17 protein-coding genes are annotated in these 19587 nt (G+C 58.5%); 13 read left to right on the forward strand and 4 right to left on the reverse strand.

Going from position 1 to position 19587, the window contains the following annotated elements; genetic code table 11:
• The first annotated feature begins 8 nt into the window (after positions 1-8).
• The 7 genes from uhpC (at position 9) to eutC (ending at position 9692) form a co-directional block, all read left to right on the forward strand.
• A complete protein-coding gene (gene uhpC / locus BM373_RS08725) occupies positions 9-1304 on the forward strand; it encodes an MFS transporter family glucose-6-phosphate receptor UhpC (protein ID WP_090461019.1) in 1296 nt (431 codons plus the stop codon).
• The gene (locus BM373_RS08730; RefSeq protein ID WP_090461020.1) at positions 1301-2332 is read left to right on the forward strand and encodes an ABC transporter substrate-binding protein; all 1032 of its coding nucleotides are present in this window, start codon (positions 1301-1303) and stop codon (positions 2330-2332) included. Before uhpC ends, BM373_RS08730 begins: the two co-directional genes overlap by 4 nt.
• A gap of 70 nt (positions 2333-2402) precedes the next feature.
• Entirely contained in the window at positions 2403-4481 is a 2079-nt protein-coding gene (locus BM373_RS08735; protein WP_090461021.1) for an ABC transporter permease, read from the forward strand.
• A 4-nt stretch (positions 4482-4485) separates the two neighbouring features.
• On the forward strand, positions 4486-5532 hold the full coding sequence (fbpC, locus tag BM373_RS08740; RefSeq protein ID WP_090461022.1) for a ferric ABC transporter ATP-binding protein: 1047 nt from the start codon (positions 4486-4488) through the stop codon (positions 5530-5532).
• A gap of 606 nt (positions 5533-6138) precedes the next feature.
• Positions 6139-7515: an ethanolamine permease gene (gene eat, locus BM373_RS08745; RefSeq protein WP_090461023.1), complete on the forward strand. Its 1377-nt coding sequence runs from the start codon at positions 6139-6141 to the stop codon at positions 7513-7515.
• Positions 7516-7527: 12 nt separating this feature from the next.
• On the forward strand, positions 7528-8916 hold the full coding sequence (locus BM373_RS08750; RefSeq protein WP_090461024.1) for an ethanolamine ammonia-lyase subunit EutB: 1389 nt from the start codon (positions 7528-7530) through the stop codon (positions 8914-8916).
• Positions 8913-9692 (forward strand): ethanolamine ammonia-lyase subunit EutC, encoded by a 780-nt coding sequence (gene eutC / locus BM373_RS08755; RefSeq protein WP_090461025.1) that lies wholly within the window; start codon positions 8913-8915, stop codon positions 9690-9692. The genes BM373_RS08750 and eutC overlap by 4 nt, the downstream gene beginning before the upstream one ends.
• Before the next feature lie 211 nt (positions 9693-9903).
• Here eutC and BM373_RS08760 read toward each other — a convergent pair whose 3' ends face one another.
• Together BM373_RS08760 and BM373_RS08765 are read right to left on the reverse strand one after the other, a co-directional pair.
• A complete protein-coding gene (locus tag BM373_RS08760; protein ID WP_090461026.1) occupies positions 9904-11121 on the reverse strand; it encodes a diguanylate phosphodiesterase in 1218 nt (405 codons plus the stop codon).
• Between the two features lie 497 nt (positions 11122-11618).
• Positions 11619-12941 carry a sensor domain-containing diguanylate cyclase gene (locus tag BM373_RS08765; RefSeq protein WP_090461027.1) on the reverse strand — a complete coding sequence of 441 codons (1323 nt, stop codon included), beginning with the start codon at positions 12939-12941 and terminating at the stop codon, positions 11619-11621.
• Positions 12942-13208: 267 nt separating this feature from the next.
• Between BM373_RS08765 and BM373_RS08770 the strand changes: the two genes are divergently transcribed.
• From BM373_RS08770 to BM373_RS08785, 4 genes are read left to right on the forward strand one after another with little or no spacing between them, the layout of a single operon-like run.
• Positions 13209-14051, forward strand: coding sequence for an ABC transporter ATP-binding protein (locus BM373_RS08770; RefSeq protein ID WP_256214607.1), 843 nt, complete (start codon positions 13209-13211; stop codon positions 14049-14051).
• Positions 14041-14925, forward strand: a complete 885-nt coding sequence (locus BM373_RS08775) for an ABC transporter permease (protein ID WP_090461029.1) — start codon at positions 14041-14043, stop codon at positions 14923-14925. The genes BM373_RS08770 and BM373_RS08775 overlap by 11 nt, the downstream gene beginning before the upstream one ends.
• The gene (locus tag BM373_RS08780) at positions 14922-15995 is read left to right on the forward strand and encodes an ABC transporter permease (protein ID WP_090461030.1); all 1074 of its coding nucleotides are present in this window, start codon (positions 14922-14924) and stop codon (positions 15993-15995) included. Before BM373_RS08775 ends, BM373_RS08780 begins: the two co-directional genes overlap by 4 nt.
• Before the next feature lie 42 nt (positions 15996-16037).
• Positions 16038-17054, forward strand: a complete 1017-nt coding sequence (locus tag BM373_RS08785) for an ABC transporter substrate-binding protein (protein ID WP_090461031.1) — start codon at positions 16038-16040, stop codon at positions 17052-17054.
• Between the two features lie 65 nt (positions 17055-17119).
• Here the strand turns inward: BM373_RS08785 and BM373_RS08790 are convergent, their stop codons facing one another.
• Both BM373_RS08790 and yafN read right to left on the reverse strand, forming a co-directional pair.
• Positions 17120-17518, reverse strand: a complete 399-nt coding sequence (locus BM373_RS08790; protein ID WP_177220136.1) for a type II toxin-antitoxin system YafO family toxin — start codon at positions 17516-17518, stop codon at positions 17120-17122.
• A 2-nt stretch (positions 17519-17520) separates the two neighbouring features.
• Positions 17521-17814: a type I toxin-antitoxin system antitoxin YafN gene (gene yafN, locus BM373_RS08795; protein WP_090461033.1), complete on the reverse strand. Its 294-nt coding sequence runs from the start codon at positions 17812-17814 to the stop codon at positions 17521-17523.
• Positions 17815-18073: 259 nt separating this feature from the next.
• Here yafN and paoA point away from each other — a divergent pair, with 259 nt between their 5' ends.
• Complete coding sequence (gene paoA / locus BM373_RS08800; protein WP_090461034.1) at positions 18074-18640, forward strand: aldehyde dehydrogenase iron-sulfur subunit PaoA; 567 nt, start codon at positions 18074-18076, stop codon at positions 18638-18640.
• On the forward strand, positions 18637-19587 hold the full coding sequence (locus tag BM373_RS08805) for an FAD binding domain-containing protein (RefSeq protein ID WP_090461035.1): 951 nt from the start codon (positions 18637-18639) through the stop codon (positions 19585-19587). The genes paoA and BM373_RS08805 overlap by 4 nt, the downstream gene beginning before the upstream one ends.

Consider the following 19587-nt stretch of genomic DNA (forward strand, 5'->3'; position numbering starts at 1 on the left):
AGGCCGTTATGTCCCAAGCCCACATCGACCAGCGCTACCGCACGCTACGCCCGCAGTTACTGCTGTCGATGGTGGTGGGCTACGCGGCGTTTTACCTGACGCGCAAAAGCGTCAACTACGTGCTGCCCGCGCTGCAACTCGATCTCGGCTTGAGCAAAAGCGACATTGGCCTGCTGGGATCGCTGTTTTATCTGAGCTACGGCCTGTCGAAGTTTGCCGCCGGACTCTGGCACGACAGCCACGGCAGCCGGGTCTTTATGGGCGCAGGACTGTTCGCCACCGGCGTGCTGAACGTGCTGTTTGCCTTCGGCGATTCGCAGCCGTTACTGCTGTTTATCTGGACGCTAAACGGTTTTTTCCAGGGCTGGGGCTGGCCGCCGTGTGCGCGGCTGCTGACGCACTGGTACTCGCGCAACGAGCGCGGGTTCTGGTGGGGCTGCTGGAACACCTCTATCAATATTGGCGGGGCGATTATCCCGCTGATCTGTGCCTTCGCCGCCCACTGGTGGGGCTGGCAGGCAGCGATGCTGACACCGGGGATCATCAGCATGGCGCTCGGCGTGTGGTTAACCATGCAACTGCGGGGCACACCGCAGGAAGAGGGGTTACCCAGCGTCGGGGAGTGGCGGCAGGACCCGCTGGAATTACGTCAGGAGCAGCACAGCCCGCCGATGGGCTTATGGCAGATGTTACGCACCACCATGTTGCAAAACCCGATGATCTGGCTGCTCGGGGTGTCGTATGTGCTGGTTTACCTGATCCGCATTGCGCTGAACGACTGGGGCAACATCTGGCTTTCGGAGAATCATGGCGTCAACCTGCTCAGCGCTAACGCCACGGTGATGCTGTTTGAAGTGGGCGGTTTACTCGGCGCGCTGTTTGCCGGATGGGGCTCGGATCTGCTGTTCAGCGGCCAGCGTGCGCCGATGATTTTGCTGTTTACGCTCGGTCTGATGGTCGCCGTCGCCGCCCTGTGGCTGGCCCCGGTGCATCACTATGGCCTGCTGGCGTTCTGTTTTTTCACGGTGGGCTTTTTTGTCTTCGGCCCGCAGATGTTGATTGGTCTTGCAGCGGTGGAATGCGGTCACAAGGCGGCGGCGGGTTCCATCACCGGTTTTCTGGGGCTGTTCGCCTATTTAGGCGCGGCGCTGGCAGGCTGGCCGCTGTCGCAGGTGATTGAACACTATGGCTGGTCGGGGATGTTCACCCTGCTCTCCATTGCCGCTGTACTGATGGGTTTACTGCTGATGCCGCTGCTGATGGCGGGCATTACGGCTTCTTACACTCAAAGGATAAAACAATGAAAACGACCCTGCTCTCTACCCTGGTTGCTACCGGTATTGCCCTCGCCTCGTTAAGCGGCGCGGCGCAGGCGAAAGGCCGTCTGGTGGTTTATTGCAGCGCCACCAACGAAATGTGCGAAGTGGAAACCAAAGCCTTCGGCGATAAATACGACGTCAAAACCTCGTTTATCCGCAACGGCTCCGGCAGCACGCTGGCGAAAGTGGATGCCGAGAAGAAAAACCCGCAGGCCGATGTCTGGTACGGCGGCACCCTCGATCCGCAATCTCAGGCAGGCGAAATGGGCCTGTTGCAGCCATACAAATCGGCACACCTTGAGCAGATCATGGAGAAATTCCGCGATCCGGCCAAAGTGAAAGGCAACCTGTCGTCTGCGGTGTACGTGGGCATTCTGGGCTTCGGCGTCAACACCGAGAAGCTGAAAGAGAAAAATCTGCCGGTACCGAAGTGCTGGAAAGATCTGACCAAACCGGAATACAAAGGCGAGATCCAGATTGCCGATCCGCAAAGCTCCGGCACCGCCTACACCGCACTCGCCACGTTTGTGCAGTTGTGGGGCGAAGATCAGGCATTCGACTACTTAAAACAGCTTAACGCCAACGTCTCGCAGTACACCAAATCCGGCATCGCGCCTGCACGTAACGCCGCGCGTGGTGAAACGGCAATTGGCATCGGCTTCCTGCACGATTACTCGCTGGAAAAAGAGCAAGGCGCACCGCTGGAGCTGATCTCTCCGTGCGAAGGCACCGGGTATGAAATCGGCGGCGTGAGCATTCTGAAAGGCGCACGCAACGTGGATAACGCGAAGCTGTTTGTCGACTGGGTACTGTCAAAAGAAGCGCAGGAACTGGCGTGGAAACAGGGCAAATCCTACCAGATCCTGACCAACACCACGGCGGAAACCTCGCCGAACTCGCTCAAGCTCGATGACCTGAAACTCATCAGCTATGACATGGACAAATACGGCTCCACCGATGTGCGTAAAGCGCTGATCAACAAATGGGTCAGCGACGTGAAGATGGGCAAATAATCCCACACCCGCGATCATTTGCCGGGTAGCGGCGCTTGCGCCCTGCCCGGCCAACAACACTGGAACACCTATGTCACACACACTTGCTCTCCATCCTGCCAAAAAGCGGGATGCGGTCTTCCTTTGGCTGCTGCTCGGCTGGCTGGCGTTCGCGCTGCTGCCGAGCTGGAGCCTGGATTACGGCCTGATGGAATCCACCGCGGATGAGATCCTCGACGCCTACGGCTGGTCGCATCTGAACATTAGTCTGCTGTGGTATGTGCTTCCCAGTTTACTGCTGCTGCGCCCGTTCCACGCAGAATCGCGCGATGCGCGCCGCCGCCACTATTTTGACGCGGGCTGGGCGCTGGCCTGTATGGCGTTTATCGTCATTAGCGCCACCCTGACCGGGCGCGGGCTCGGCTACGCCACCATCATGTTGTTTGTGGCGCTCGGGGCCATCATGACGCTGGCGCTCTCCCGTCTGGAATGGCTCGGCGGCGACCGCTTTGTGATTGGCTCGCTGATTGCGATTATCGCGCTGATCGGCGTGTTCATCGTCTGGCCGAGCATCGCGATTTTCATTCCGATGTTCACCACCGACAGCGGCGAATTTGCTCCGCTGGCGTTTATGACCGTGCTGTCACAGGCGCACATCGTACAGGTCATTATCAACTCGATTGTGCTGTCGATTGCCGTCGGCATCGGCTGTACCTTCTTCGGGCTGGTGCTGGCGATCTACACCACGCGCATCGCCAAACGCAGCGCCATTATTGGCCGCATCTTCTCTATTTTACCGATCGTCACCCCGCCGTTTGTGGTGGGTCTGGGCGTGACGCTGATGATGGGACGCTCCGGCTACGTCACCGAATTTATGGTCGAGTGGTTTGGCCTGACCAACACCAACTGGCTGTACGGTTTCACCGGCATCTGGCTGGCCCAGGTACTGGCCTTCACACCGATGGCATTTATGATCCTCGACGGGGCGATCAAAACCATTCATCCGTCGCTGGAAGAAGCCTCCTATACCCTGCGCGCCAGCCGCTGGCAGACCTTTAACGGCGTGTTTGTGCCGCTGCTTAAGCCCGCGCTGGCGAACGCCTTTTTGATTGTGATCGTCCAGTCGCTCGCCGACTTCAGTAACCCGCTGGTACTTGGCGGCAACTTCGACGTGCTGGCAACGCAAATTTACTTCTACATCACCGGTTCCCAGCTGGATTACCAGGCCGCCAGCACCCTCGGCGCGTTCCTGCTGCTCTTCTCGCTGCTGGTGTTCTGTATTCAGTACATGTGGATCGGCAAACGCTCTTACGTGACCGTGTCCGGCAAATCGTACCGTGGCGACGTGCAGCCGCTGCCGGTGACGCTGGTGTGGGGCGTGATGGCGCTGCTGGCGGTGTGGGTGGCGTTTAACGCCCTGCTCTACGGCAGCATTTTCTACGGCAGCTTTACGGTTAACTGGGGCGTGGATTACACCCTGACGCTGGATAACTTTATCAAGCTGTTCGGCCAGGGCATGAGCGATGGCGCGTGGCCTTCCCTGCTCGACACTCTGCTGTACGCGGGCATTGCCGCGCCGATCACCGCGATCTTCGGCCTGTTGATCGCCTGGATCGTGGTGCGCCAGCAGTTTAAAGGCAAAAAGACGATCGAGTTCACCACCATGCTGTGCTTTGCCGTACCGGGCACCGTGGCGGGCGTCTCTTATATCCTCGCCTTTAACAGCGCCCCGGTGTACCTGACGGGCACGGCAGCGATTGTGATTATCTCCATGGTGATGCGTAACGTGCCGGTCGGTATCCGCGCCGGGATCGCGGGACTCGGCCAGATCGACAAATCGCTGGATGAAGCCTCGCTCAGCCTGCGCGCCGGAAGCCTGCGCACCATCACCAACGTTCTGTTGCCGCTGCTGCGCCCGGCGATCCTCTCGGCGCTGATCTACAGCTTTGTGCGCGCCATTACCACGGTGAGCGCGATTGTGTTCCTCGTCACGCCGGATACCCGCGTGGCCACGGCCTACATCTTAAACCGGGTAGAAGACGGCGAGTACGGCGTGGCGATTGCCTACGGCTCGATTCTGATTGTGGTGATGCTGGCGATCATCTTCCTCTTTGACTGGCTGATCGGTGAGGCGCGTATCTCCCGTTCAAAAGCCAAAAACCAGGCGTAAATATATGACTCAGAAACATTTCGTTGAGCTGCGCAACGTAACCAAACGCTTCGGCAATAACATGGTTATCGACAACATTAACCTGGCGATCCCACAGGGGCAGATGGTGACGCTGCTTGGGCCGTCCGGCTGCGGTAAAACCACCGTGCTGCGACTGGTCGCCGGGCTGGAAAAGCCATCTTCCGGGCAGATTTTTATCGACGGCGAGGACGTGACCGACAGTTCGATTCAGCAGCGTGATATCTGCATGGTGTTCCAGTCCTATGCCCTGTTCCCGCACATGTCGCTGGGCGAGAACGTGGGTTACGGCCTGAAAATGCTCGGCGTGTCGCGCAGCGAAATCAAAACGCGGGTGAAAGAAGCGCTGTCGATGGTCGATCTGGACGGCTTTGAAGACCGCTATGTGGATCAGATCTCCGGCGGTCAGCAGCAGCGCGTGGCGCTGGCGCGCGCATTGATCTTAAAACCGAAAGTGCTGTTGTTCGATGAGCCGCTGAGTAACCTCGACGCCAACCTGCGCCGCAGTATGCGCGACAAAATTCGCGAACTGCAAAAGCAGTTCAATATTACGTCGCTGTACGTGACGCACGATCAGAGCGAGGCCTTTGCGGTTTCCGATACCGTGCTGGTGATGAACAAGGGCCACATCATGCAGATGGGTTCGCCGCAGGATCTCTATCGCCAGCCCGCCTCACGCTTTATGGCGAGCTTTATGGGCGACGCCAACCTGTTCCCGGCGACCTTCTCGCAGGAGTTTGTCGATATCTACGGTTACCGTCTGCCCCGCGCCGCGCACTTTGCTCATGAGGGTGCCGGTCAGGTCGGCGTGCGCCCGGAGGCGATTACGCTGGGCGAGCACGGCGAGGAGAGCCAGCGCTGCGTGATCCGCCACGTGGCGTATATGGGACCGCAGTATGAGGTGATTGTGGAGTGGCACGGGCAGGAGATTTTGCTGCAGGTCAACGCCACACGCCTGCAACCGGACGTGGGGGAGCAGTATTATTTACAGATCCACCCGTACGGGATGTTTGAGCTGGCGGAGGTGGCGTAAGACGCTGGTGTGACCCTCACCCTAACCCTCTCCCTCAGGGAGAGGGAACAGATTGTGCACAGACTCGCCCTTCTCCCTCTCCCCACGTATGCGCTCCGGCCCGCCCTTCCCCCTCTCCCTCAGGGAGAGGGTCGGGGTGAGGGTCTGGTTTCCTCCCTCTCCCTCAGGGAGAGGGTCGGGGTGAGGGTCTGGTTTCCTCCCTCTCCCTCAGGGAGAGGGCCGGAGTGAGGGTGAAGGTGACAATGAGGGTGACCTCACCGCCCCACCAGCCGCAGTCGCCCGCGCCGTGGACTCAGCCGCGGGTGCGTATTCAAAATCACGATCAAAAACGGTCGCCAGGCCATTATCGCCTCCTTAGTTCAGTATAACCCTGGCCCGGCTACCCTGCGTTTTCCTTCCCCCGCTCGTCGCACCTACGCCGCGCAACTCATTCATTTGCATTACTTTATCTCTTCACCACGCCGGAGCATTTGCACCACTTCCCCGCACATTTCGGTGCACTATTTCAGTGCCCTCAATCTATCGCCCTGAAAAGCTGGCACTTTCACTTCTGGCATCGCCTTTGCAAACCCCTTCCCTGACTGGGTTTATTTGGCGAGGCACAACATGAGTACACAAACCACACTAAAAAGAACGCTCGGCAGCTTCCGTCTTTGGGGCATTGCCGTCGGGCTGGTGATTTCCGGGGAGTATTTTGGCTGGAGCTATGGCTGGTCGCAGGCGGGTACCTTAGGGTTCCTGATTGTGGCGCTGGCGATCGCGGCCATGTACTGCGCATTTATCTTCAGCTTTACCGAACTGACTACCGCGATCCCCCACGCCGGAGGGCCGTTTGCCTACGCCTACCGCGCGTTCGGGCCGACCGGGGGATTTATCGCCGGGTTTGCCACCTTAATTGAATTTGTCTTCGCGCCACCGGCGATTGCGATGGCGATTGGCGCGTACCTTAACGTTCAGTTTCCGGCGCTCGATCCCAAATGGGTGGCTTGCGGAGCCTACGTTATCTTTATGACTCTCAACATTCTCGGCGTCGGCATTGCCGCGACCTTTGAGCTGATCGTCACCCTGCTGGCGATTTTCGAGCTGCTGGTGTTTATGGGCGTCGTCGCACCGGGCTTCTCGTGGGACAACTTCACCGCCCACGGCTGGGCGGGCGCGGAGAGCTTCAGCAGCCTGGCGCTGCCGGGCATGTTTGCAGCGATCCCCTTTGCGATCTGGTTTTTTCTCGCGATTGAAGGCGCATCAATGGCGGCAGAAGAAGCCAAAGATCCGCAGCGCACCATTCCGCGCGCGCTCGGCGGCGGCATTCTGACCCTCACTGTACTGGCGGTGGGCGTGATGATGTTTGCGGGCGGCGTCGGCGACTGGCGCACGCTGTCGAACATCAACGATCCGCTGCCGCAGGCGATGAAAGTGGTGGTGGGCAGCAGCAGCGGCTGGCTGCATATGCTGGTCTGGCTGGGGCTGTTCGGGCTGGTGGCCTCGTTCCACGGCATCATCATGGGCTATTCTCGGCAGATCTACTCTCTCGCGCGGGCGGGCTATCTTCCGGCAAGCCTGGCGACGCTCAACCGTAAAACCCGCACCCCGCATCTGGCGATCCTCGCCGGCGGCGTGGTGGGGATCGCGGCGATCTTCTCCGATTCATTGATCACCATCAGCGGGATGCCGCTCACCGCCTGCATTGTGACGATGTCGGTATTTGGCGCTATTGTTATGTATATCACCTCCATGGCCGCGCTGTTCAAACTGCGCCGCAGCGAACCGAATCTGATCCGCCCGTTCAGAGCGCCGCTGTTCCCGTACGCACCGGCGTTTGCGCTGGGTATGGCGGTGCTCTGCCTGGTGGCGATGGTCTGGTATAACCCGCTGCTGGCGCTGATTTTTGCCGCCATGATGCTCGGCGGCTATCTGTGGTTTCGTAAAACGGCTCCGGCCCGCGAGCGCGCTGCCCTGGATCCGCAACTGCGCGCGATCTCCTGAGAAGGCGTCACTATGTTTACAATGACTCTGGCGCACCGCACGTACCGGTTCGCCAGCCTGAAAGATCTGCTGGCAAAAGCGTCCCCGGCCCGCTCCGGGGACGAGCTCGCCGGGATTAGCGCGGCCAGTGCGGAAGAGCGCATGGCGGCAAAAATGGCGCTGGCGGAGGTGCCACTGCGCGCCATTCTCGATAACCCGTTAATCCCGTATGAAGACGATGAAATCACCCGGCTGATTATCGACACCCATGACCGCGCCGCGTTTGCGCCCGTCAGCCATCTGACGGTGGGCGATTTCCGCGACTGGCTGCTCGACGACGCCACCGACACGCTGGCCTTAAGCCAGGTTGCGCCCGCCATCACCCCGGAAATGGCGGCGGCGGTGAGCAAAATCATGCGCAACCAGGATCTGATCCTCGCCGCCAGCAAATGCCGGGTGATCACCCGCTTTCGCAACACCATCGGCCTGCCGGGGCATCTCAGCGTGCGCCTGCAACCTAATCACCCAACCGATGATTTAAAAGGCATCGCCGCCAGTATGCTCGACGGCCTGCTGTACGGCGCGGGTGACGCGGTGGTGGGCATTAATCCGGCGAGCGACAGCCTGCCGGTGCTCGACCGGCTGAATCACATGATGGACGACATCATCAGCCGGTTTGAGATCCCCACGCAGTCCTGCGTGCTCACACATGTCACCAATACGCTTCAGTTGATTGAACGCGGCTCGCCGGTGGATCTGGTGTTTCAGTCAGTGGCGGGCACCGAGGCAGCGAACAGCGGCTTTGGTATTAACCTTGCGCTGCTGCATGAAGCGCAGGACGCGGCGTTAAGCCTCGGGCGCGGCACTCTCGGCGATAACGTGATGTATTTTGAAACCGGTCAGGGGAGTTGCCTGTCCGCTAATGCGCATCACGGCGTCGATCAGCAAACCTGCGAAGCGCGCGCCTATGCGGTCGCCCGCCACTTTAAGCCGCTGCTGGTGAACACGGTGGTGGGATTTATTGGCCCGGAATATCTCTACGACGGCAAACAAATCATCCGCGCGGGGCTGGAAGATCATTTCTGCGGCAAGCTGATGGGGCTGCCGATTGGCTGTGACGTCTGTTACACCAACCACGCCGAAGCGGATCAGGATGACATGGACACCCTGCTGACCCTGCTGTGCAACGCCGGGCTGACGTTTCTCATCGGCGTGCCGGGTGCGGATGACATCATGCTCAATTACCAGAGCACCTCGTTTCACGACGCGCTCTACGCCCGCCGCCTGCTTGGTCTGAAACATGCGCCGGAGTTTGGCGAGTGGCTGACCCGGATGCAGATTATCGATAATTTCGGCCAGTTGCGCTTAACCGGGGCCAATCACCCGCTGTTAAGCGTGATGCCGCAGGGAGTACGCGCATGAAAAACCCGGACGCCTGGTCGCTGTTACGTGAATTTACCGACGCGCGCATCGCGATTGGACGCAGCGGCGCGAGCCTGCCCACCCGCGAAGTGCTGAACTTCGGCCTCGCTCACGCCCAGGCCCGCGACGCCGTGCACCAGCCGTTTGACAGCGCGGCGCTTGAAACCGAACTCCACGCGCTGGGGCTGAAAACCCTGACCGTGCAGAGCGCGGCCTCTGATCGCCATATCTATCTCAATCGCCCGGATCTGGGGCGCAAACTGAGTAACGACAGCCGCGAAGCACTGCGCGCCTGCCGCGTCGCCCCGCACGATCTGCTGCTGGTGATCGGCGACGGCCTGTCATCCCACGCGGTGCACCGTCAGTCGGTGGCGCTGGTGAAAGCGCTGCTGCCGTATCTGAAGACGCTTGGGCTTACGCTCGCCCCGGTGGTACTGGCGCACCAGTCGCGGGTGGCGCTGGGGGATGACATCGGCGAGACGCTGAACAGCAAGGCGGTGGCGATCCTGATCGGCGAGCGCCCTGGTCTGTCGTCGCCCGATAGCTTAGGGGTGTACCTCACCTGGAAGCCCGGCCGCGCCCGACTGGAGTCTGAGCGCAATTGTATTTCGAATATCCGCCCGGAAGGACTGGGCCATGAGGCCGCGGCGTTTAAACTCGCCTGGCTGCTGGAGCAGGCGTTTCTGCGCAGGTTGACGGGGGTGAGGTTGAAGGACGAGAGCGACAATCCGGCGCTACATGGGAAGGTGGTGCCTTTGACGTTGCCTTCAGATTAAACCACCCTCACCCTAACCCTCTCCCTGAGGGAGAGGGAACAGATCGAGCGCGGACTTGCCCTTCCCCCTCTCCCTAAGGGAGAGGGTCGGGGTGAGGGTGCTCAACTTCCCCCTCTCCCTCAGGGAGAGGGCCGGTGTGAGGGTGCTCAACTTCTCCCTCTCCCTCAGGGAGAGGGTTGGGGTGAGGGTGAAAGTGACGACAAAAAACCCCCTACCGCCGCACCTTCACCGGCCAGCTAATCGCGGGCACGCCGTTCAATGCGGGGCGGGCAAAAAGATATCCCTGGAAGTGTTTGATCCCGGCGGCTTCCAGCCAGCACCACTCCTCGACCTTCTCCACTCCTTCCGCCACCACGCTGATCTCAAGCCCGGCGCAGCATTTGACGATGGCATTTAAAATCGCCTGTTTAGGGCCATGCAGATGAATGTCGGTAATAATGCTGCGGTCGATCTTCAGTTCGCCCGGCTGGAACTTCGTCAGCAGCGACAGCCCGGCAAACCCGGCACCAAAGTCATCAATGGCAAGGCCAATACCCGCCGAGCGGAGTTGCATGATCGCGGTGGTGAATTCGTCGTAGCCGGAAATCACCTCATCTTCCGTCACCTCGACAATTACCTGCTCCGGCACCAGCCCGTTGCGGGTGATCTGATCCAGCAGAATGTCCACCGCGCCCGGAATATTCACCAGCGACATCGGCAGCAGGTTAATCGACAGCTTGTGGCTGCCAATGCCGATTTTTTTCGCCAGCGCAAAAGCCCACTCCTTTGAGAGCAGATCCGCCTCGTGAATTCTCTCCGCCGGGATCGAAGCAAAATAGTCCTGAGGCGATCCGCCACCGGGACTGCGGATCAGCGCTTCAAATGAACTGATCTGCCCGCGTAACGGCTCCACGATCGGCTGGATCGCAAACTGGCACGGCTGATCGACAAACAGCGGGCCGGGCGATGCACGCACCAGCGAGCGATCGGGCACAAAGCACCAGCTCGCGGGTTCTGACTGGGGCAGATTCTGATCGCGCCAGCGTCCGCGAATAAAAGATTTAATAAACTTATAAACCCGGCCATCGCTGGCGAGATTAAATTTCAGCGCGCCGGCGACAATCACCGAGCGCAGCACGGTGCGCGGGCTGTCGCTGCGTAAATCAAACAGCGTCATTCCCAGATTTTCAAAATGACGCTTTGGCGCGTAATCGCGCATTAACTCCACTACCGAATCATGGCGCGGATCCTGATTGATTTTGTCGTACAGGCGATTCACGCTCTCAAGCGGGCCTTCCAGGACCTGAAGAAAATGGGTTCCATCAAAGAGCAAAATACCGGAGATTTTCAGCGCTGCATTACGGCTCTGAGATACGCACACCAGCTCTTCCAGTTTCGACGGTTCAAAACTGCGGCCAAGGCGACTCCGGTAAATCAGGGTTGAAATCATATTATCCAGATCCTATACGACAGGTAACGCAGCCATTCTACCCTGCTTACAGCGCTTAACGCCCTCTGCCAGCCTGATTCGTAACCATCGGATACCCAAAACAGCATATTTATGCATTTAGCGTTAATTTATCAATTTACCGCCACAATTAAGAGGGCCTGAATGTAAGTTTTTGGTGTTAAGCAGAGAAAATTAATACAGCACCACCCGGGGCTGACAGGGCAATATGTATGAATAAGTTAAATCTTAAGGCGGGAATCGGTCAGATCGTCGGAAACCACGCGACTTGCTACAAAAAACTCTCTCAGGAACAGGAAATCCGGCTGTTCCTGAGAGCGTGCAAAATGCCACATTCGTTACTAACAAAGAGACACTGTAATGAACTCTTGTGACAGATAAAAGGGTATTAATTTATTTCAACCATTCGGTTAATCCGTAAATTTCCCTTATACTTTATCAGGACATTCTGCAAAAAAGCCTTTTTGACGGCGGGAAAATTAATTCTCCTCCGGCTCTAACGACGCCACTACCCGATTACGCCCGTTATTTTTTGCTGAATAGAGCGCGTTATCGGCCTGGCGGATCAGCCCGCTGGCGATGATCGGCAGCGGTTTATCCTCCGGCAGTCGCTCATTGCCTTCAAGGGTGGCCACCCCGATGCTCATGGTTAAATAACCGGTTGGGCTGGCAGCGTTGGGAATTTTTAGCGCGTCCACACTCTCGCGAAGCCGTTCCGCAATCGCCTGCGCCGCATGACGATCGGTGCGCGGCAGGATCACCAGAAATTCTTCGCCACCGTAGCGACTGACGCTGTCTTCCGGGCGACGACGAACAGAAGATAACGCACAGGCCACCTCACGCAGGCACTCATCGCCCGCCTGATGTCCCTTTGAATCATTGAAATCTTTGAAATAATCGATATCCGCCAGGCACACCGACAGGGAGTAACGCTGCTGGTAGGCACGAACGATCGCCCTGGTCAGGCACTCATCCATATAGCGGCGGTTATACAGCCCGGTCAGATAGTCATGCTGGGCATGATGCTGTAAAACCTCGTTCGCGTTGGCCAGCTCCAGCTCCGCCTGGCGGCGCTCGGTGACGTCAATCCAGGTCACCGACAGTCCGACCACATTGCCTGCGGCATCGTGAACCGGGACCGGATGGATGTAATAAATATTGCCGGCCCAGATAATTTCGCGGCTTGAGATCTCGCCCCCGCCATCTGCCAGCGCAAAATCCCGGCGGAACGCCGCCCAACAGACGGGCATCAGCGTCGAAAAAAGCTGATCGTTGATGTTGCCCTCAACGTTGCCCAAAAGGTGGATCATCGCTTTGTTGGCCATCACCAGCCGCCCCATGCGGTCGATCATGCACAGCGCGACAGGGGTGGTGTCATAGATGGTTTCTAATTGCAGGACGCGCTCGCCGAGGGTGGAGATGTTCCTGTCCATTCCGCGATAGCCGCGCAGGTTGCCCTGCTCATCGAATAGCGGAATGCCGCTGGTTTCCAGCACCACGATCTGCCCGTCGGCGCGCTGGTTGCGGTTCACCAGCCCGGAAAACGGGATCTGCTGCTCAACAATCGCCAGAAACGCGCCCGCGACGCGCTCCGCCTCGCCCGGTGGCATGTAATCAAAAGGCGTGGTGCCCACCACCTCTTCAGGCGTGAATCCCAGCATGTCGGTCACCACTTCTGACAACCAGGTATAGCGGCCTGCGGCGTCAACTTCCCATATCCAGTCGGAATTATGATTCAGGAGATCAAGCAGGTGCTGCACATCGACTTCATGAGGCCCGGACGGCTTCTTTTTATCTGTCATAATTTATACTGGCGTTGCCTCCAAACAGGACGCTAATCTGACTTTATCTTACCGGAAGAAATCCAATTAAGTAGATTCTCATTCACCTTTATTATTCATGCCCCATCACAACGCACTCTGATTAAAAACCTGCACTAATTTGGATATCAAAATAGCAAATCCGACAGCGAATTGTTGCGAATTATCATTATTCCTAAACGCATTTCACGCCTGGCACAGAAATGGCATAGAAGAAAGAAAACCAGCCCGTTAGTCACCAGGAGCAGGATGATGAGCCAGATTATGTATGCCCAGGAAGCAGAGGTCGTGCCGTTAAAACCAATAACTGCCACCACGCGTCCGGTTATTAAGGTCAGTGATGTGAATATTATTTATCCGGCAGCCGATCGGCCCGTTCATGCTTTAAGTGATATTAACCTCACGATCCATCAGGGTGAATTTGTCTCTTTTATCGGGCCCTCCGGCTGCGGCAAAACGACTTTATTACGGGCAATTGCCGATCTGGAACCGGTCACCTCAGGTGAGTTGCTGGTCAATGAGATGACGCCGTCCGAAGCGCGCCTTTCCGGAGCGTATGGCTACGTTTTTCAGGCCCCGGTGCTGCTGCCCTGGCGCACGGTGCTGGCGAACGTGATGCTGCCGCTGGAGGTTAAAAACGTCCCGCCTGAGCGCCGTAAAGAGATTGCGCTGGAGCAACTCGCCCGCGTCGGCCTGAAAGGGTTTGAGAAAAAATACCCCTGGCAGCTTTCCGGCGGGATGCAGCAGCGCGTCTCAATCGCCCGCGCGCTCGGCTTTGAACCGAAAATCGTGATGATGGATGAGCCGTTCGGCGCGCTGGATGAGCTCACCCGCGACAACCTCAATCAGCAGTTGCAGCAACTCTGGTATCACGAACAGCGCACCATGGTGTTTGTGACGCACTCCATTTCTGAAGCGGTCTACCTGTCGAGCAAAATCGTCATTATGTCGCCGCGTCCGGGGCGCATCGTTAAGGTGATTGACTCGCCGCTGCCAGCCGAGCGCGATCTGGCGATCCGTGACACGCCCGCCTTCCTGCATCTGGCGCAGGAGGTGCGCGAGGCGCTGGTGGAGGGGCACCATGACCACTGATACCCGTGTCCATCAGCAGATTTTTCCCGTCGGCGTAATGCTGCTGTTAGCCCTGATCTTCTGGTACGCGCTGGCGGTAGCCCTGAACGCGCCGGGGACGATCGAGCGGGTGCTGACGCCGCGCGGCGCATGGGATGCAGGCGATCTGCTTGCCGCCACGCTTAATGCTAAACGACCGCTGCTGCCCGCGCCGCATCAACTGGTGATGGACATCTGGAACAGCGTGACCGGATGGCCTGTGGACTCGCCGCGTAACCTGCTGCTGCACACCTGGGTCACCGCCAGCGCCGCGCTGACCGGCTTTGCCATGGGCGTGCTGCTCGGCGTGTTGCTGGCGATCGGCATTGTGCATTCGCGCACGCTGGATAAAGCGCTGTTGCCGTGGATTGTCGCCTCGCAGACCATTCCGGTGCTGGCGATTGCCCCGATTGTGCTGATTATTCTCGGCAGCCTCGGCATTACCGGCCTGTTGCCCAAAGCCACCATCGCCATGTACCTGTGCTTTTTCCCGGTCACCCTCGCCACCGTGCAGGGCCTGCGTTCGCCGCAAAAAATGGAGATGGAACTGGTGCACACCTGGGCCGCCAGCCGCATTCATACCTTCTGGATGGTGCGCCTTCCCTCCGCGCTACCCTATCTGTTCCCCGCCTTTCGCGTGGCGATTGCCAGCGGTCTGGTCGGCACCATGGTTGCCGAACTGCCTACCGGGGCGCAGGCGGGCCTGGGGGCAAGGCTGCTGACCGGCTCCTACTACGGCAACACCATTCAGATCTGGTCGGCGCTGGTGATGGCCTCACTGCTGGGGCTGGCGCTCACCAGCCTGGTGATACTGGCTGAACGCCTGATCATGCATAACCGGAAGGAGGCACGATGAAAACCGTTATTCCAGGCACCCTGCCGCTGCTGGGCGCGCTGCTGTTATTGATGCTTTCCCTGATCCAGCTCGCCGGGCAAAGTCCGGTGCCGCTGGCGCAATTGGGTCTGAATCTCCTGCTGATCCTGTGCGCCCTGAGCGCCTGCTCCGCGGTGCTCTCACCTGGCCGGGCGCTTCTGTTCGCGTTAACGCTCGCGGCGGGTGCGCTGTGGCAGGCTTTGCTGCCGCTGCACGGGCTGATGCTCGGTGCGCTGGCGATGCTGGCGGTGGTCAGCGTGCAGCGGCTTGCCCGTGCCCCGGTCAGCGCCAGCGCTGTCGCCGCGCTATTCGGCCTGTGGATGCTCGGGTTCTGGCAGATGCTGGTCAGTGGATTTGACGTGCCGCAGGTGATCCTGCCTGCTCCGCTCGCCATCGTCGCGGCGCTGGTGGAGAGCGCCGACCTGCTGGCGGGCGATATCCTCCAGACGGTGATTAAATCGGCGCTTGTCGGCTATCTGCTCGGCAGTGGGCTGGGCATTGCCGTCGCCCTGATGATCGACCGCCTGCCGTTTTTGCAGCGCGGGCTGCTGCCGCTGGCGAATCTCACCAGCACGGTGCCGCTGGTCGGCGTCGCGCCCATTGCGGTGATGTGGTTCGGCTTTGACTGGCCGTCAAAAGCCGCCGTGGTAGTGCTGGTGACCTTTTTCCCGGCGCTGGTCAGCACGCTGGCGGGTCTGAAAGCGAGCGGCAAACTGGAGCAGGAACTGATGTATTGCTACGCCGCCACGCCCCGCCAGCGCCTGCGGGCGCTACGTCTGCCGGTGGCGATGCCGTTTATTTTTAGCGCCCTGAAGGTCAATGCCACGCTGTCGCTGATCACCGCGATTGTGGCGGAGTTTTTTGGCTCACCGACCGCCGGACTGGGTTTTCGCATCTCCACCGAGTCGGCGCGGATGCATATGCCGGTGGTGTGGTCAGCGATTGTCGTGGCCTCGGTCGCCGGTTCATTGATGTATGCGATGCTGGTCCGGCTCGATCGGCGCGTCAATTTCTGGCATCCCACCGTGCGTGGCACTGCCGCAGAAAAGTAGAAACACAAACACCAGCATGCAGTTTAACCTGAGGGGTTTTTGATGATAAAACGTTCCGCTTTTCAGTGTGGGTTATGGCTGACGGCCCTGTCCGTGGCGATGAGCTTTCAGACGCAGGCCGCCGAGAAAGTGACGGTGCAGCTAAAATGGCTGCCGCAGTCGCAGTTCGCGGGCTACTACGTGGCGCAGGAAAAAGGGTTTTACGAGCAGGAAGGGCTGGATGTGACCATCAAACCCGGCGGCACGGATATCTCGCCGGTGCAGGTGATTGCCGGGAAATCGGCGGACGTGATCGTCAACTGGCTGCCGGATTCGCTGGCCTCGCGCGAAGCGGGCGTCCCGCTGGTCAATATCGCGCAGGTGTATAACCGCTCCGGCATGATGCTGACCTGTAAAAAATCGAGCGGCATCAAAACGCCCGCTGATTTTAAAGGCAAAACCCTTGGCGTCTGGTACGGCGGCAATGAGTACCCGTTCTTTAACTGGATGAACAAGCTGGGACTGAAACCGGGCAAGGACATCACCATTCTCAAGCAGGGCTTTAACGTCGATCCGCTGCTCCAGGATCAGGCGGCCTGCATCTCGACGATGAACTACAACGAATACGGGCAACTGCTGGATGCCGGGCTGAAAGAGTCCGATCTGATTAGCTTCCCGTATGACGATCAGGGTGTTTCCACGCTGGAAGATGGTCTGTACGTGCGCGGGCCGGACCTTCAGAATCCGGCGTTTGTGGCGAAGATGGCGAAATTCGTCAAAGCCTCGCTGAAGGGCTGGGATTACGCGGTGCAGCATCCGCAAGAAGCGGCAAAAATCGTGGTGGCGGAAGATGCCTCCGGTTCAGCCACGGAAGAGGCGCAGACCCGGCAGATGGAAAACGTGGCGAAGTTAATCACCAACGCCAACACGCCCAAAATGGGTTATCTGGAACCAGCGGCCTATCGCCAGACCATCGACGTGCTGCTCCACAGCGGCGGCGATACGCCGGTGATCAAAAAAGACCCAGGCGACGCAGGCATGACACACGCGGTATGGGACGCGGCAATGAAGCTGAAGTAATGCGCGTATGGGGCTGTCTCCTGCAGAACTCAATGTGTATCCCCCGGAGGACCAGACGTCGGGGGTTAATATTTCATTCTGAATGCTTCTGCCATGAGGCCTATCTTATGCATCGTATTATTATCACGCGCTTTTTTATGAGCATCCGGTTTTAAAATAATGATGAGCAGATAAGTATTGTCATGCGTTGCGCCCTGGCAATAGACCAGATGTGCCCGATCGCTGGTTCTTTTGAATTGACGTAAATAGGCAGGAAAAGGCGATCCCCCCTCTGCTAAATGAATATGCGCAACCTGCTCCGCTTTAACCAGCGGCCAGGTAAACGCATCATCATAAAGCGCGTCTCTGCCAAATGTGTCAGGTAATATTCCGTCTTCCTTATAAGACAAAAAATCCGCCTCCAGCCACGCAAGTTCTTGTGCGCTAAGCTGTTGGCGGATCAAGGCCGATTTAAAAATCCTTATGCTCATTCCGTGAACTCGTTCAGGTCTTTATCAGATGCATTGGCAAGCAACTCATGTCCTTTTTGCGCAATCTCATCCAGACGGCGGCTGTTGGGACGGAACTTTGCTGCGCTATGAGTGGCGTTGAGCTTTTCACCCAACAAGTCGATTAATTCTTCGAATACTTTTGCGCTCACCATATAACCCGCAGGTCTGTTATTGGAGAGCACGGCTACGGGTTCATCAATAAAATATTTCGCTGGGTTCTTTCGCAACTCAGTAATGTTTATCGATTTTTCCGCCAAAATACGTTCCATAAAACTCACCTCAACATGTTTAAATGTGCATTTTAGTATACATAATTTTATACGTTTTAACTCCTCTCAACTTAACGCGCCGCCCCCCTGCTGCCTCCTGATTTTCTATTCATCCCTCACGCTTATTCCCGTATTCAGGTTTCAGGACTAATCCCAACGCGTGCGCCGACTATGCTTAATGGCAGGTAAAAAAAACCGCAGGCAGTTAAAGCGGTCACGACACTTTTGATTTTCACCTTTGAAATACTGGAGGCCTGGCATGAGCAACCATGGCGAAGAAGCGGGAAAAGCAGGTACCACGCCCCCGCCGGAAATGACCCGCATTACACTGAAAGTGAATGGCGAGGCGCACGAGCTGGAGGTGGACACGCGCACCACGTTGCTGGATGCACTGCGCGATCGACTGCATCTTACCGGCACCAAAAAAGGCTGCGACCACGGGCAGTGTGGCGCGTGTACCGTGATGGTGGACGGGCGGCGGATCAACTCCTGCCTGACGCTGGCGGTGATGCAGCAGAACGTGGACATTACCACCATTGAAGGGCTGGGCACGCCGGAGAATATGCACCCGATGCAGACCGCCTTTGTGAAGCATGACGGCTACCAGTGCGGCTACTGCACGCCGGGGCAGATCTGCTCGTCCGTGGCGATGCTCAAAGAGATCGAGGCGGGTATTCCCAGCCACGTCACGCTGGATCTGGTTTCCCCACCGTCGATGACCCCGGATGAAATTCGCGAGCGAATGAGCGGCAATATCTGCCGCTGCGGCGCTTACTCCAATATTTTGGCCGCGATCGAAGATGTCGCCGGGAGCACGCCATCATGAAAGCCTTTACCTGGGAACGCGTGACCACGGCTGCGGAAGCGGCCACCCACGCCCAGCGCACGCCGGGCGCAAAATTTATTGCCGGTGGCACCAACCTGCTCGATTTAATGAAACTGGAAATCGAGACCCCCACCCACTTAATCGACGTCAACGGCCTCGGCCTCGATAAAATCGAACCGACGCCGGAAGGCGGTTTGCGTATCGGCGCGCTGGTGCGTAACACCGATCTGGCTGCAGACGAGCGGGTACGCCGCGACTATGCCGTGCTCTCACGCGCGCTGCTGGCGGGCGCGTCCGGTCAGCTACGCAATCAGGCGACCACCGCCGGAAATCTGCTTCAGCGCACCCGCTGCCCCTATTTTTACGACACCAATCAGCCCTGCAATAAGCGGCTTCCCGGCAGCGGTTGCGCCGCACTTGAAGGGTTCAGCCGCCAGCACGCGGTGGTCGGTGCGAGCAAGGCCTGTATCGCCACCCATCCCAGCGATATGGCGGTCGCCATGCGGGTGCTCGATGCGGTGGTAGAAACAGTCAGCCCCGACGGGCACGAGCGGGCGATCCCGCTGGCGGATTTTTACCGCGCGCCGGGTAATACCCCGCATCTGGAAACAGTGCTGAACGCGGGCGAATTGATCACCGCTGTCACCCTGCCTGCGCCGGTTAAGGGCACGCATATTTACCGTAAAGTCCGCGACCGGGCCTCTTACGCCTTTGCGCTGGTGTCGGTCGCCGCCATTGTGCAGTCCGACGGCACAGGCCGCGTGGCGCTGGGCGGCGTGGCGCATAAACCCTGGCGGATGGATGAAGCCGACGCTGAAATCCCACAGGGCGCGCAGGCGGTCTACGCCCGGCTGTTCGCCAGCGCGCATCCCACTGATGAAAATGAATTCAAGCTGCTGCTGGCGAAGCGAACGCTCGCCTCAGTGCTGACGGAAGCGAGGGCCTGA

It is taken from the genome of Enterobacter sp. kpr-6, from assembly GCF_900116015.1.
Taxonomy (GTDB): Bacteria; Pseudomonadota; Gammaproteobacteria; order Enterobacterales; family Enterobacteriaceae; genus Enterobacter_D.